Here is a 14,143-nt window from a genome sequence, read left to right as displayed (position 1 = left end):
CGGGCGTGGTGCCCCGCCTGGGGCGAGGTTCCAGGCTCGCCGACGCAGCGGCTGTCGCCGGATTGGGGCGGTGGCCACTGCGCCGGTGTGTGTCGCGCCGGAGGACTCAGCATTCGCCGGACCTGCGGCTCGCCTAGACCCGCCGGGGGCGAGCGACCCGCGGGCATGGTGCCCCCGCCTGTGGCGAGGTTCCAGGCTCGCCGCAGTGGCCGTCGCCCGGTTGGGGTGGCGGCCATCGCGCCGATGGGTGTCGCGGGTGGACGCCGGACCTGCGGCTTTGGTGACTCGGCGCCGTTCACCGGCCGTTCACCGATTCGGCGGTAACGCAGTCGGGCCCGCCCTTACTCAGACCGCAGCGCCGCCAGCAGGAAACCCACCTCGGGCTGGGCGCTCGGGATGGGCGGCCAGCCGTTGATGATCGCCAGCAGCTGCCAGTAGCGCTCGGCCCTGGGGTCGCCGCCGGAGGCGAACTTGTCGGCCAGGGCGCGGCGGAAGGCCGGGTCCGCGGGGTCGTCGCCGGTGCCGGCCGAGGCCGTGGCGATGGTGTCGGCCAGTTCTCGGCCCTGTGGTGAGTCGGGGCCGAGACCCGCGTCGAGGGCGGCGCGGGCGGCGGTGGACCAGGCGAGCCAGTTGTCGCGCTGGGCCTGTGTGACCTCGGTGGCGGCGCCGGCGTCGCGGTCGGCCGCGTGGCGTTCGCTCATGCCGCGGATCAGGCGGCGGAACTGCGGGTCCTGCACGAGCTCGGCGAACTCGAGCCAGGCCTCCAGCTGCTCGGGCGACGGGTCGTCCGGCAGCTCGGGCTTGGCCGAGCCCATGCGCTCGTAGAACTCGGGGTCCACGTCGAGGCCCTCGGTCATCTCGGCCCAGAAGTCGTCGACCAGGCGTTTGCGCTCTTCGTCGGACATCTGTGCGAGGCGGTTCATCAGCTTCACTTCCTCCAGTTCGGAATCTCTCTTCGCCACCGCCCGCAGCACGGCCCGGCGCAGCCGGAGCCTGCGGATCTGCTCGTCGAGGGCCTCGACGTGGCGCACGGCCAGGTCGCGCACCGACGACTCGCGTTCCAGGACGCGAGCGACGTCGGCGAGGCCGAGCCCCAGCTCACGCAGCGTCCGCACCAGCTCCAGCCGGGCGAGCGCGTGGGCGTCGTACAGCCGGTAGCCGGCGTCGGTGCGCTCCGTGGGCGGGAGCAGGCCCTCGTCGGAGTAGAAGCGGATGGTCTTGACCGGCAGCCCCGTCCGCCTGGACAGCTCGCCGATCGTGAAGACCGCGGTGGCACCCACACGACGCATGGTGGAGTCTCCAGCCACTGGAGGGTCAAGAGCTCTCGGTACGGTAGACCCCATGCACTTCACCCGGCCCCGTGAGCTGGTGGTGGCCGCGGTTCTCGGCCTCGTCCTGGTCTACGTCGTCTTCCAGCTCGCCTACGGTGACCTGCCCCGACTCCCGACACTGGCAGGAGTCACGTTCGCAGTACTCGCTGTGATCGAGGCGATCATGGCTTACACGATCAGGTCGAGAATCAAGGCCGGACGGGTGACGGCGTCGATCGGCATCGCACGCTCAGTAGCGCTCGCGAAGGCGTCCTCGTTGGCCGGATCCTTCATGACAGGGGGTTGGCTGGCAGCGTTCGCGTACGTTTTTCCCCGACGTGACGAACTCGTCGCCAGCGTCTTCGACACCCGTGCCGCGGTGGTCGGCGCGGTGTGCTCAGCGATGCTCGTAGCTGCGGCTTTGTGGCTCGAGCACTCCTGCCGGACCCCTCCCGGTGACGAGCGGCCTGACAACCGTTCGACGACCGGTTAACGACCAGATCCTGCCGCTCGAAGTACCGACTAGGTCTCGTTCGGATCACTAGAAGGTACGGTGTCTGTCATGACCGGCGTGGGTGACGACTCGCGCGGCCGCCTTCTGGGCAGGCCGTGGCTCGTCGTCGGATTCGTCCTCGCCATCGGAGCCACTCTCGCACTGGTGCTCAGCGACGACCTCCGGTTCCTCCGGTTGGGAATCGTCGCAGCCCTTTGGGCCGCCTTGATCGGCGCCTTCCTCGCCGTGAGGTATCGCAAGCACGCGGCGCACAGCGAGGACGCGGTCGCCGAGGCGCAGGCGGTATACGAACTGGAACTGGAACGCGAGATCGCGGCTCGGCGTGAGTACGAGCTGGAGATCGAAGCCGAGACGAGGGAGTCCGCGGAGGCCAAGTCGCGCGAAGAGCTCGACGCGCTGCGCGCCGAGGTGTCGGCGCTGCGCGAGAGCCTGCAGTCGCTGTTCGGCGGCGAGGTGCTGCTCGAACGCGTCGCGCTCACCGCGCAGGCCACGCGCATGCGCTCGCTCAACGACGACCAGCGGCTCGTGTCCGCCGGCTCGGAGTCGAAGAACGGCAACGGCAAGAAGCCCGCGCAGCTGATGGCCCCGAAGAAGCCGGTGGTCGAGGTCAGCAACGACCGGCCCACCGAGCTGATGGACCGCGTGCTCGACACCCCCGGCACCGACCGGCGGCGCAAGCCGGCCAACGGCACGGGCCAGCACGGTCCCGGGCAGGGCCAGGGGCCGAACGGCAAGCCGCCCGCTTCGCTGAACACCCAGCGCACGCAGCAGCTCGCGCGGCCGAAGCAGAACCGGCCGAAGCCGGCTCCGCAACCGTCGCCCCAGCCCCAAGCCGAGCCCGAGTCGGCCGCCGCGCGCGCCGTGAAGGCCGCCGAGCTGCGCGCCGAAGCCGCACGCCGCCAGGCCGCCGCCTCCGAGTCGCAGCCGACGCGCACCGTCGCGCCGGTCGCGAAGCCCGATTCGCTCGAGGAGACGCGCCAGGTGCCGCGGGCCGAGGTTTCGCGCCCGGGGATGCGCCGGGTGGAGCCGCCGGTGTCGCGCGCCGAGGCGTCTCGGCCGGATCTGCGTCGCGTCGAGGCGCCGGTGTCACGGGCTGAGGCCTCTCGGCCTGACTTGCGCCGGGTGGAGCCCCCGGTCTCGCACGCTGAGGTGTCTCGGCCGGACCTGCGCCGCGTCGAACCGCCGGTGTCGCACGCCGAGGTGTCGCGCCCCGACCTGCCCCGCGTGGGCCGCCAGGACCCGCCGACCGGAGAGTCGACGGCCGCGTGGAAGCCGGCCTGGGACGCGTCCGCCGACTTCGGCGACCGCCGCTCCTCCGGCGACACTCCGCCGAAGCCCCGCGAGGCCACCGCTTCGCGCACCGACCTCCCGCCCGTGGCGGAGCCCACGGAGCCGTCGCACGGGGAACCGGGCCAGCGCAAGCCTTCGCGCCTGGAACAGTTCTCGCGCACGGACCTGTCACCCCTGGCCGACTCCGCCCCCGCGACGAGGCACGGCGCCCACTCGAACCCGGGCGACGAACCCGAGGAGCCGGTCAACCCGACCCTGCCGGAATCGGTCCGCAGCACCGTCACCAAGAGTTCCGGCGGCCGCCGCCGCCGTTCCGACGACGAACCGGCCGAAACGCCCGGCAGCGGCCGCCGACGTCGCCCGGACGGCGAGCCCCCTGCGTGGGAAGGCATGGTCACCGAGCGGGCTTCGCAGAGCCGCCGCAACGTGCCCCCCGTCGACGCCCCCGAGGACACCTCCTCTCGCGGCCGCCGCTCCGCCGACCCCGCACCGGCCAGCGGCTCCCACGCGGCGGGTCGGTCAGTCACGGAACTCCTGGCCGCCAACGGCGCCGCCGAATCCGCCCCGCGCCGCCGCCGTCGCGCGGAGGACTGAACCGCACGGACAGCCCCGGCCCAGCATGAATGGGCCGGGGCTTTTCGCTGTGTACAAGCCTTCTGACGCCCCGCACCGCTGCACCGCCTCGCGGGCTCGCCGCTTGGCAAGCGCGGGGGTGATGGCAGCGCCGCCTCACTACGCCCGCGGGACCGGGGTCGTACGGCCGGTTCGACCCGAGCCGGAGGCGTCGCCGCCGGTAGCTGCCGGCCCGCCGCGCGGCAGGCGACGACAGCAGCGCCACTGCGCAGTCGTCGGTGACCCGAGAACGGCACCGAAACACTGGCCGGGCAGCGTCCCTGCGCTGGGCCGCTCGGCTGCTGTGGCCGGAGCAGGAGAGCGCGTCGGTTAGCGGCGCATTCGTCGCTGCGCCAGGAGCCAGTGGCCGGAGCCCGAAGGAACTCGCGCGGCAACGGCGGCCGGAGTCGAAGAGCGCGGTCGCTCTTCGAGCCGGATTCATCGTTGAGCCAGACGCCTGGGCCTAAAACCTGCGGCGCTTGCGCGGCAATCGCACCCGAGGCCGGTGGGGGCGGGCTGAGCCGGGTTCTTCGCGGAGCCAGAAGTCTGGAGCGGGGCTTGTGCGGCAACGGCGGCCGGTGCCGGAGCCGGGTGCGCTGGCCGAGCCGGATTCGTTGTGTGTGTGGCCTCTCCAGCCGAAACACCGAGCCCCGAGATCATCGGTGCGGTCGTCGCAGCCGAGGCCACGGCGGGGAAACCGTGGCCTCGAAGAGCCACAGCCAGCACCGCACACCTCACCCCCGTATGGTGACCGCTCGTGAACGGAACCCTCCCCACCACGAAGGGCTCAGCGGCGAGACCCGGTGCTCGCCTTCCGCGTCGGGTGACGGTGTTGTTGCCCGTGGTCGGGTTGATCGTCGTGGCGTTGTGTGGCCTGTTTCTGTTCGGGCTGGCCACGGCGCGCGTCGGGGTGGGGGCGGTCGCGATCGGGGTGCTGGCGGCGCTCGTGCCGGTGGCGGTGGTGGTCGCGGGGTTCCTGTGGGTGGACCGGTGGGAGCCGGAGCCCGCGAAGTTGCTGTTGCTGGCCTTCGCGTGGGGGGCGTGCATCGCGACGATCACCGCGTTGGTCATCAACAGTGGCGCCGAGGCCGTGGGTGACATCCTGCTCGGCAGTGGGAACGGTTCCAAGGTCAGCGCGCTCGTCTCCGCGCCGCTGGTGGAGGAAGCGGCGAAGGACGCCTTCGTGCTGCTCATCTTCTGGCGCCGCAGCGCGGAGTTCGACGGGGTGGTCGACGGGATCGTCTACGCGGGCTTCTCGGCGGCCGGCTTCGCGTTCACGGAGAACATCTACTACTTCGGCCGCGCGTTCGCCGAGTACGGCTTCGGAAACGGCGCCAACGCGGGTGTGCTCGCCGCGTTTTTCCTGCGTGGGGTGCTGTCGCCGTTCACGCATCCGTTGTTCGCCGTGATGGCGGGCATCGGGTTCGGGGTGGCGGCGCGCACGCGGCAGCGGTGGCTGCGGGTGGTCGCGCCGCTGGCCGGGTATCTGGCGGGCGTCTTGCTCCACGCGTTGTGGAACAGCGCCGCCACGCTGGGCGGCTCGAAGGCGTTCCTCACCGTGTACTTCCTGATCATGGTGCCGTTGTTCATCGGCGTGGTCTACGTGATCGTGCTGCAACGGCGGCGCGAACAGCGCATCGTGGCGGCCGCGCTGCCGAAGATGGTGGCCGACCGGTGGATCGCGAAGTCGGAGGTCAGCCTGCTGGCGAGTCTCTCGGGGCGCCGCGCGTGGCGCAGACAGGCCAGACGCGAGTCCGGCAGAGCGGCGGCGCGGGCGGTCGGGCTGTACCAGGCGAGCGTTTCGGAGCTCGCGTTCCTGGGGCGCAACAGAATCCGCAGCGAAGAGGACCAGCAACGCCAGGACGAGCTGCTGCGCACCCTCAAAGCAGCTCGCGCCGACGCCGTGCGCCTCGCCACCACGGCCGAGCCGCGATGATCGTCATCCCCCCGGCGGGGTAGCTCGATCGAGCCGAAAAACCCGTGCTCAGCGGGGGTGCGGCGGCCCTCCGCCGCACAGATCTCCGAGACGCGATTAAATTACTTCCGCGATTGAACGACCGGGTGAAGCTCGTCACCAGAGCTCCGCGATCCGGACGCGACGGGGCTACTCTCGCGCCGTCGTCTGGTACCCGCGCCGTAAGAGCGGGACTGGAACGAGCCAAGGAGTTTCAAGCCATGAGCGTCCACAGGCGCACGCCATGAACCGACCGGCCCGCCTCGCGGTGGGCGTGGTCTCGGCCGGCCGGGTGGGCAGCGTCCTCGGCGCCGCACTGGCCAGGGCCGGCCACACGGTCGTCGCCGCTTCCGGCCTGTCGGCCGAGTCGCTGGCGCGGGCCGAACGCCTGCTGCCCGACGTCCCCCTGCTGCCGCCCGACGAGGTCGTCCGCCGCGCCGACCTGGTGCTGCTCGCGCTGCCCGACGACGCCCTCGAAGGCATGGTCCGCGGGCTCGTGGCGACGGAGTCGCTGCGGCCGGGCCAGATCGTCGTCCACACCTCCGGCGCCCACGGCGTCGACGTCCTGCAGCCCGCCGCACAGGCCGGTGCGCTGGCGCTCGCGCTGCACCCCGTGCTCACGTTCACCGGCCGCGCCGAAGACCTCGAACGCCTCAGCACCGCCAGCATCGGCGTCACCGCGGCCCCCGACGACGAGGTGGCCTGGAACGTCGGCGAGGCGCTGGCCGTGGAGATGGGCGCCGAGCCGGTGCGCATCCCCGAGGCCGCCCGCGCGCTCTACCACGCGGCCCTCTCGCACGGCGCCAACCACCTGATGACGCTCGTCGCCGACTGCACGGAGCTCCTGCGCGAAGCCGGAATCGGGCATTCGGAACGACTCGTCGCACCACTGCTGTCGGCCGCACTGGATAATGTGCTGCGCCACGGCGACCGCGCCCTCACCGGCCCGGTGGCGCGTGGTGATCTCGGCACCGTCCGCAAGCACCTCACCGTGCTCTCGGGAACGGAGCCGGCGATCGCCCCGGCCTACCGGGCACTGGCCCGGCGCACGGCCGAGCGGTCCCACGCCGCCGGCCTGCTCGACGCGGCGACCGCCGCCGAGCTGACCGACCTCCTCGACGACCCCGCCGAAGGGCAGACCCCGTGACCACACCGAAGTTCCAGCGCGCGACGCTCAACGCGTACCAGCCGCCCGAACACATCAGCCAGGTGAGCCGCGCGCTGCGCAGTGTCGGCCACAAGGTGGCGCTCGTGCCCACGATGGGCGCGCTGCACGACGGCCACCGCGAGCTGATGCGCCGCGCGAAGCGCCTGCCGAACACGATCGTGGCCGCGTCGATCTTCGTGAACCCGCTGCAGTTCGGCGCGGGCGAGGACTTCGAGGCGTACCCGCGGCGCATGGAGGAGGACCTCGCGACGCTGGGCGAAGCCGGCGTCGAGCTGGCCTTCACGCCGAAGGCGAGCGACCTGTACGCCGAGAACGCGATGGTGACCGTGCACCCCGGCCCGCTCGGCGACGAGCTGGAGGGCGCCGCGCGGCCCGGGCACTTCACCGGGGTGCTCACTGTCGTCGCGAAGTTGTTCAACCTGCTGCGCCCGGACTACGCGTTCTTCGGGGAGAAGGACTACCAGCAGCTGGTGCTGATCAAGAAGATGGTGGCCGACCTGAACATCGACACCCGGGTGATCGGGGTGCCGACGGTCCGCGAGCGCGACGGGCTCGCACTGTCTTCCCGCAACGTGTACCTGACGCCGGAGCAGCGGGAGGACGCCGTGGTGCTTTCCGCGGCGCTGACCGCAGGGGCGCACGTCGGCCGCGAAGGGGCCGAAGCGGTGCTGGACATGGCTCGCCGGACGCTCGCCGAGCGTCCGCAGGTGGAGGTGGACTACCTGGAGCTGAGGGGAACCGATCTCGGGCCGGCGCCCGTCGACGGTGAGGCACGGCTGTTGATCGCCGCCCGGGTGGGGAGCACCCGGCTGATCGACAACGTGGGAGTGCTGCTCGGACGGGCTGTGGACCATCCGAGCGTGGATCCGGACGCAGGGGAATAGGGAGAGTCCACGATGTACCGCACGATGCTGAAGTCGAAGATCCACCGGGCCACGGTGACGCAGGCGGATCTGCACTACGTGGGGTCGGTGACCGTCGACGAGGACCTGATGGAGGCCGCCGACCTCCTGCCGGGTGAACAGGTGTCCATTGTGGACGTCACGAACGGCGCCCGGCTCGAGACCTACGTGATCAAGGGTGAGCGCGGCAGCGGCGTGCTCGGCATCAACGGCGCCGCGGCGCACCTGGTGCACCCCGGTGACCTCGTCATCCTCATCTCCTACGGCCAGATGGACAGCGTGGAGGCGCTGAACTACGAGCCGCGGGTGATCTTCGTCGACGAGGACAACCAGATCGTCGAACGCGGGACCGATCCGGCCCACGCGCCGGAGGGGTCGGGGCTGCTGAGCGGCACCGTCACGCTGCCCGAGGAGGACACGATCGCCTTCCCGGTGGCCGAAACCGCCGACGCCCGCCGGCTCGACGCGTTGCTGCACGCGGAAAGCTGAGCCCGTAACCCACCGAGTCGGCGGCGAAACCGGGCCGCAGTAAAGGAAGTCCGCGTTGCTGCTCACCGTCGACGTCGGCAACACCAACATCGTCCTCGGCCTGTACGAGGGCCAGCGGCTCGTCGGCGACTGGCGCATGCGCACCGACGCGCGCATGACCGCCGACGAGCTCGCGCTCACCATGCGCGGCCTGCTCGGCCCGCACGCCGACGCGATCACCGGCATCAGCGCACTGTCCACAGTGCCCGCCGTGCTGCGCGAACTGCGCGTGATGCTGAGCCGCTACTACGCGCGGCTCCCGAAGATCGTGGTGGAACCCGGCGTGCGCACGGGCGTGCCGCTGCTCGTGGACAACCCCAAGGAGGTGGGCGCCGACCGGCTCGTGAACACCCTCGCCGCCCACCACCTGCACGCCACCGCGTGCGTGGTGGTCGACTTCGGCACGTCCACGAACGTCGACGCCATCTCCGCCAAGGGCGAGTTCCTCGGCGGCGCGTTCGCCCCCGGCATCGACATCTCCGTGGACGCGCTCGCCGCCCGCGCTGCCGCGTTGCGCAAGGTGGAACTCGTGCGGCCGCGGTCGGTCATCGGGAAGAACACCGTGGAATGCCTGCAGTCCGGCATCCTCTACGGCTTCGCGGGCCAGGTCGACGGCCTCGTCAAACGCATTGTGCGGGAACTGCGCAGCGAGGAAACCGAGCCGGTCGCGGTGATCGCGACCGGCGGCCTCGCGCCGTTGGTGATCGGCGAATCGGAGACGATCAAGGAGCACGTCCCCGATCTGACGTTGCTGGGGCTGCGGTTGGTCTACGAACGAAACGTGCGCTAGTTCTGCGCGAGGAATTCCTCCCAGGTGCGGGTGCCGGTTTCCGCGTCGAGGTTGAGGTTGTCGCCCGCGCGGTAGGCGCGGCCGGCCTTGCCGGGCAGGCGGACGGGCAGCTTGGGGCGGCGCTTTCCGTTGGCCCGCAGGTAATCCTCCACGAGTTCACGCATGGTGTAGACCTTCGGGCCGGCCAGGTCGGGGACGCGGCCGGCGGGCGCGCCGAGGGTCAGTTCGGCGAGCCGGGCCGCGACGTCGTGGGCGTCCACCGGCTGAAACCGCATGCCGCCGGGCACGGGGACGACGGGCAGTTTCGCGGCGGCGCGCACCGCGTCGAGGCAGAAGCCGTGGAACTGGGCGGCACGCAGGATCGTCCACGGCAGACCCGAGGCGATCACCGTCTTCTCCGCCTCGAACTTGCGCGTGAAATAGCCCAGCGGCACGCGGTCGGCCGCGATCACCGAGATGAGCACGAAGTGGCCCACGCCCGCGCGTTCGGCTGCTTTGACCAGGTTCGCGGTGGCCACGTCGTCACCTTTGGGTCCGCCGGCCAGGTGCAGCACCACGTCGACGCCGTCGACGGCGGCTTCCAGCCCTTCGCCGCTGAGCAGGTCGCAGGCGACGTGCTCGGCGGCGCCGGCGGGTGCGTGGCGGCTCAGAATGCGCAGCTTCCCGTCCCGCAGCAGCGGGGTGACGAGGGTGCCGAGCGTGCCGGTGCCGCCGGTGACGAGGATCGTGCTCATTTCTTCCTCCGTTCCGGTCACGTGACCGGGATTGTCGGTGTGTACTTCGGTGAACCCGCGCGACGGAGGAATGTGACACGTGGACGAAAAGGCCTGGTTGGCGCAGCAGTTCGAAGAGAACCGGCCGCGGCTGCGCTCAGTCGCGTACCGGATGCTGGGCTCGTTGAGCGAAGCCGAAGACGCCGTGCAGGAAGCCTGGCTGCGGCTCGACGGCGTGGACGCGCGGGAGATCGAGAGCCTGCCCGCCTGGCTCACCACAGTCGTCTCGCGCCAGTGCCTCAACCAGCTGCGCACGCGCGAACGCCGGCGTGAGGACTCGCTCGAGGCGCAGGTCTTCGAACGCGGCGACGACTTCGACCTCGAGGCGGAAGCGCAGCTCGCCGACTCGGTCGGGCTGGCGCTGCTGGTCGTGCTCGACTCGCTGGGGCCGGCCGAGCGCATCGCGTTCGTGCTGCACGACATGTTCGCGGTGCCGTTCGAGGACATCGCCGTGATGCTCGACCGCACCCCGGCCGCCGTGCGCCAGATCGCCAGCCGCGCCCGGCGCCGCGTCCGGGGCGAGCAGCAGCCGACGGCCGACGTCACGCGCAGCCGCCAGGCCGTGGAGGCCTACCTGGCGGCCGCGCGCGGCGGCGACTTCGAGGCGCTGCTGCAGCTGCTCGACCCCGACGTGGTGCTGCAGGCCGACGCCGCCGTGTCCGGGGCTCCGGCGCCCGTCGTGCTGCGGGGCGTCCGCAGCGTGAGCAAGGGCGCGCTGCTCGCTTCGGCCCGCGCGCGGGGCACGCAGGTGGCGCTGGTCAACGGTGCGCCTGCCCTCGTGCTCGCACCGCGTGGCCGGCTCGAAGTGGTGCTCACGTTCACCTTCGACGGCGACCGCATCACGGCGATCGACGTGGTCGGTGATCCCGAGCGGCTGCGTGCGTTGGAGATTTCAGCTTTCTAGTGCAGCACCTTCAACCCCACGACCCCCGCGACGATCAGCACCAGGCACGCGATGCGGCCGATCGTCGCGGGGTCGTGGAGGGCGAAGATGCCGTAGACGGCGGTCCCCACGGCACCGATGCCGACCCACACCGCGTAACCGGTGCCGAGGGGAATGCTGCGCAGGGCGTACGAGAGACCACCCATGCTGGCGATGAGGGCGACGAGGAAGACCACCGTCGGCCACAGTTTCGTGAAGCCCTTGGTGGCCGACAGCGCGGCCGCCCAGACGGTTTCGAGGACGCCGGCGACGACGAGAACGAGCCAAGCCATGATCAGAACCTTCCGCAGTGAGATGGAGATCCACTGCGCCGTCTTGTCCTGACCGGGTACGACGCTCTCGTCCGGGACGCCGCGAACGACGTCACCACTCAAGCTAGCACCGACCCGAACGCCCGGCCGGTGATCTTCGTCGCCAGGGAACTTCAGCTCTTGCGAGCCCGGAACACCGTCGTCACCAGCGGGTAGTCGAACTCGCCCGCGCCCGCTTCCGGCACCGCCAGAAGGTACTCGCGCGCGGCGGCCAGGGCGGCGTCGCGTTCGGCCGGTTCGGCGACCAGGAAGTTGGAGTGCGTACCGACGGTGGCGAGCAGCGTGTCGATCGTGCGGCGGTGCGTGTGCGGGAACTCGCTGTCTTCAAACGGCTCGAAGCCGGCCGCCGACAGGCCCTCGTTCTCGTCGCGGAACACGCGGCTCACGCCCGTGCGCACGATCTTCGCGAACTCGACGACCCAGTTCACCGTCAAGTCGTCGTGGTTCCACAGCGCGACGACGACCCCACCCGGGCGCAGCACGCGGTGGATCTCCGCGAACGCCGGCTCCAGATCGAACCAGTGCAGCGCCTGCCCGACGAACACGGCGTCGACGGACTCGTCGGCCAGCGGGATGTCCTCGGCCTTGCCGGTGAGCGCCCTCGTGTCCGGCAGGAGCTGGGACAGCTGGGCGAGCATGCCCTCGTCGGGCTCCACCGCGGTCACGGTGAGGCCGAGGTCGACCAGCCCCTGCGTGAGCTTTCCGGTGCCGGCCGCGAGGTCGAGCACCTCGCGCGCGTCGTGCGCGGCGCCGGCGAGCCCCCATTCGACGGCGGCCTGCGGGTAGTCGGGCCGGTGCTCGGCGTAGGCGGCGGCGTGGCCGCCGAACGACGAGGCGCGGCGGGCGTGGAGTTCCTGGTCATACGTGGGATCGGTCACGAGAACCGAGACTAATACGGGAAAAGGCAGTGCCGGTGCCGCGAAGGGTAATCCGGTTGGCGTAGCCGACCAGCGGGTTCGTACGCTATGGGCCATGACCGAATTCCCCGCGCCCGACGCGCTGCCCGAAGACGACCTGCCCGAACAGATGCGGGTGCGCCGGGACAAGCGCGACCGGATAATCGCGGAGGGTGTCGATCCTTACCCCGTAGAGGTTCCCCGTACCCACTCGCTCGCCGAGGTTCGGGCCGCGCACACAGATCTCGAACCCGACACCGCCACTGGTCAGACGGTCGGCGTCACCGGCCGGGTGATGTTTCTGCGCAATACGGGCAAACTGTGTTTCGCCACTCTTCGTGAGGGTGACGGCACGGAACTGCAGGCGATGCTCAGCCTCGCGAAGGTCGGTGCGGAGTCGCTCGCGTCGTGGAAGAGCGATGTCGATCTCGGTGACCACGTATTCGTCTCCGGCGAGGTGATCACTTCCAAGCGCGGTGAGCTTTCCGTGATGGCCGACAAGTGGCAGCTCACGTCGAAGGCGCTGCGGCCGTTGCCCAACACGCACTCCGACCTCGCCGAGGAAACGCGAATCCGGCAGCGTTATGTCGACTTGATTCTGCGCGATCGGGCCCGCGATGTGGTGCGCACTCGCGCCGGCGTGGTGCGCTCGCTGCGTGAGTCGTTCCACCGCCGCGGATTCACCGAGGTCGAGACGCCGATGCTGCAGACGCTGCACGGCGGCGCCGCGGCCCGGCCATTCGTCACGCATTCGAATGCGTTCGACCTCGAGCTGTACCTGCGCATCGCGCCGGAGCTCTACCTCAAGCGCTGCGTGGTCGGCGGGATCGAGAAGGTTTTCGAGATCAACCGCAACTTCCGCAACGAGGGCAGCGACTCCTCGCACTCACCCGAGTTCGCGATGCTGGAGTACTACGAGGCCTACGCCACGTACGACACGAATGCCGTGATGACCCGCGAACTCATCCAGGAGGCCGCGGAGAACGTGCTCGGCACCCAGGTCGTCACCCTCGTCGACGGAACGGAGTACGACCTTTCCGGCGAATGGACGACGCTCGGCATGTACGAGTCGCTGTCGGAGGCATTGGGTGAAGAAGTGTCACCCGAGACTCCCGCCGAGCGGTTGCACAAGATCGCCGAGGCGCGCGAGATCGAGGTGGACCCGAAGCTCGGCCACGGCAAACTGGTCGAAGAACTGTGGGAACACCTCGTGGGCGACGATCTCTCCGCTCCCACATTTGTGCGTGATTTTCCGCTCGAGACATCCCCGCTGACCAGGCAGCATCGCAGCCGGGCCGGGGTCGCGGAGAAGTGGGACCTCTACGTGCGCGGTTTCGAACTCGCCACGGGTTACTCCGAGCTGGTGGATCCGGTCGTGGAGCGGCAGCGCCTCACCGAACAGTCCCTCCTGGCGGCACAGGGTGATAGCGAGGCCATGCGTCTCGACGAGGATTTCCTTCGTGCCCTGGAGTACGGAATGCCACCCAGCGGCGGTGTCGGAATGGGAGTCGACCGGCTGCTCATGGCGCTGACCGGTCTCGGTATCCGGGAGACGATCCTCTTCCCCCTCGTACGGCCGGAATAACCCACCCGTCGGTAGGAACCGGCCGGGTTTATCTCAAACGAGATTTGCACGCGGCCGGATGAGCGGGTATTAATGTGAGTGACAAAGACTTCTGTCCCGGGGCTCGCCCCGTAACCAGATCATTCGCGTAAGCCCCGCAGGAGGAATCAGATGGCACAGAAGGTGCTCGTCTCCCTGGTCGACGACCTCGACGGCAGTGAGGCCGAAGAGACCGTCGAGTTCGGTTTGGACGGTGTGACCTACCAGATCGACCTGTCCTCGGAAAACGCCGAGGAGCTGCGCGACGCACTGGCCCAGTACGTGGAGCACGCCCGCCGCGCCGGTGGCCGCAAGCGCGCCGCGCTGCGTCCGGTCGCGGGTGCGAAGGCCTCGGCCCGCCCGGCGACGGTCGACCGCGAGCAGAACCAGGCCATTCGCGCCTGGGCTCGCAAGAACGGTTTCGCGGTTTCCGACCGGGGCCGGATCCCGTCGGAGGTCGTGGAGGCCTACCACCAGAAGAACTGAGGGGCAACAACGAGGAGGCGGCCGCCGGGGATATTTTCCGGCGGCCGTTTTGCTGTCCGGTTT

13 protein-coding genes, 1 pseudogene and 1 riboswitch are annotated in these 14,143 nt (G+C 70.4%); of the genes and pseudogenes, 10 read left to right on the top strand and 4 right to left on the bottom strand.

The features are described from left to right. Positions 1-341 precede the first annotated feature (341 nt). Positions 342-1,280, bottom strand: coding sequence for a MerR family transcriptional regulator (locus tag ACQPXB_RS46345; protein WP_432848368.1), 939 nt, complete (start codon positions 1,278-1,280; stop codon positions 342-344). A gap of 61 nt (positions 1,281-1,341) precedes the next feature. Between ACQPXB_RS46345 and ACQPXB_RS46340 the strand changes: the two genes are divergently transcribed. The 7 genes and pseudogenes from ACQPXB_RS46340 (at position 1,342) to ACQPXB_RS46310 (ending at position 9,068) form a co-directional block, all read left to right on the top strand. Further along, positions 1,342-1,803, top strand: a complete 462-nt coding sequence (locus ACQPXB_RS46340) for a DUF3180 domain-containing protein (RefSeq protein WP_366588741.1) — start codon at positions 1,342-1,344, stop codon at positions 1,801-1,803. Positions 1,804-1,872: 69 nt separating this feature from the next. Beyond that, positions 1,873-3,708: a DUF6779 domain-containing protein gene (locus tag ACQPXB_RS46335; RefSeq protein ID WP_432848366.1), complete on the top strand. Its 1,836-nt coding sequence runs from the start codon at positions 1,873-1,875 to the stop codon at positions 3,706-3,708. A gap of 847 nt (positions 3,709-4,555) precedes the next feature. Continuing rightward, positions 4,556-5,662: a PrsW family intramembrane metalloprotease gene (locus tag ACQPXB_RS46330; RefSeq protein WP_386944867.1), complete on the top strand. Its 1,107-nt coding sequence runs from the start codon at positions 4,556-4,558 to the stop codon at positions 5,660-5,662. A gap of 250 nt (positions 5,663-5,912) precedes the next feature. Beyond that, a pseudogene (locus ACQPXB_RS46325) lies at positions 5,913-6,827 on the top strand (Rossmann-like and DUF2520 domain-containing protein); the annotation flags it as partial. Further along, entirely contained in the window at positions 6,824-7,732 is a 909-nt protein-coding gene (gene panC, locus ACQPXB_RS46320) for a pantoate--beta-alanine ligase (protein ID WP_432848365.1), read from the top strand. The pseudogene ACQPXB_RS46325 and the gene panC, both read left to right, overlap by 4 nt. Before the next feature lie 12 nt (positions 7,733-7,744). Beyond that, positions 7,745-8,239, top strand: a complete 495-nt coding sequence (panD, locus tag ACQPXB_RS46315) for an aspartate 1-decarboxylase (RefSeq protein WP_220244802.1) — start codon at positions 7,745-7,747, stop codon at positions 8,237-8,239. Between the two features lie 55 nt (positions 8,240-8,294). Then, positions 8,295-9,068, top strand: a complete 774-nt coding sequence (locus tag ACQPXB_RS46310; RefSeq protein ID WP_432848362.1) for a type III pantothenate kinase — start codon at positions 8,295-8,297, stop codon at positions 9,066-9,068. Here ACQPXB_RS46310 and ACQPXB_RS46305 read toward each other — a convergent pair. Beyond that, entirely contained in the window at positions 9,065-9,802 is a 738-nt protein-coding gene (locus ACQPXB_RS46305; RefSeq protein ID WP_432848360.1) for an SDR family oxidoreductase, read from the bottom strand. The two genes, ACQPXB_RS46310 and ACQPXB_RS46305, sit on opposite strands and share 4 nt — an antisense overlap. A 79-nt stretch (positions 9,803-9,881) precedes the next feature. On the opposite strand from ACQPXB_RS46305, the gene ACQPXB_RS46300 reads away from it, so the two are divergent. After that, entirely contained in the window at positions 9,882-10,745 is an 864-nt protein-coding gene (locus ACQPXB_RS46300) for a sigma-70 family RNA polymerase sigma factor (RefSeq protein WP_432848358.1), read from the top strand. Here the strand turns inward: ACQPXB_RS46300 and ACQPXB_RS46295 are convergent. Further along, complete coding sequence (locus ACQPXB_RS46295; protein WP_432848356.1) at positions 10,742-11,056, bottom strand: DMT family transporter; 315 nt, start codon at positions 11,054-11,056, stop codon at positions 10,742-10,744. The genes ACQPXB_RS46300 and ACQPXB_RS46295 overlap by 4 nt on opposite strands. 32 nt (positions 11,057-11,088) lie before the next feature. Beyond that, positions 11,089-11,152: riboswitch (guanidine-III (ykkC-III) riboswitch) on the bottom strand. Between the two features lie 56 nt (positions 11,153-11,208). Beyond that, positions 11,209-11,973 carry a class I SAM-dependent methyltransferase gene (locus tag ACQPXB_RS46290; protein ID WP_432848354.1) on the bottom strand — a complete coding sequence of 255 codons (765 nt, stop codon included), beginning with the start codon at positions 11,971-11,973 and terminating at the stop codon, positions 11,209-11,211. A 94-nt stretch (positions 11,974-12,067) separates the two neighbouring features. Here ACQPXB_RS46290 and lysS point away from each other — a divergent pair, with 94 nt between their 5' ends. Next, complete coding sequence (lysS, locus tag ACQPXB_RS46285) at positions 12,068-13,576, top strand: lysine--tRNA ligase (RefSeq protein ID WP_366582536.1); 1,509 nt, start codon at positions 12,068-12,070, stop codon at positions 13,574-13,576. Positions 13,577-13,726: 150 nt separating this feature from the next. Next, positions 13,727-14,080, top strand: coding sequence for a histone-like nucleoid-structuring protein Lsr2 (locus tag ACQPXB_RS46280; protein ID WP_285971935.1), 354 nt, complete (start codon positions 13,727-13,729; stop codon positions 14,078-14,080). Positions 14,081-14,143 lie beyond the last annotated feature (63 nt).

It is taken from the genome of Amycolatopsis sp. CA-161197 (genome assembly GCF_050942255.1).
GTDB lineage: Bacteria > Actinomycetota > Actinomycetes > Mycobacteriales > Pseudonocardiaceae > Amycolatopsis.
Note: the sequence above shows the minus strand (reverse complement) of the source record. Positions and strands in the feature narration are given on the sequence as shown.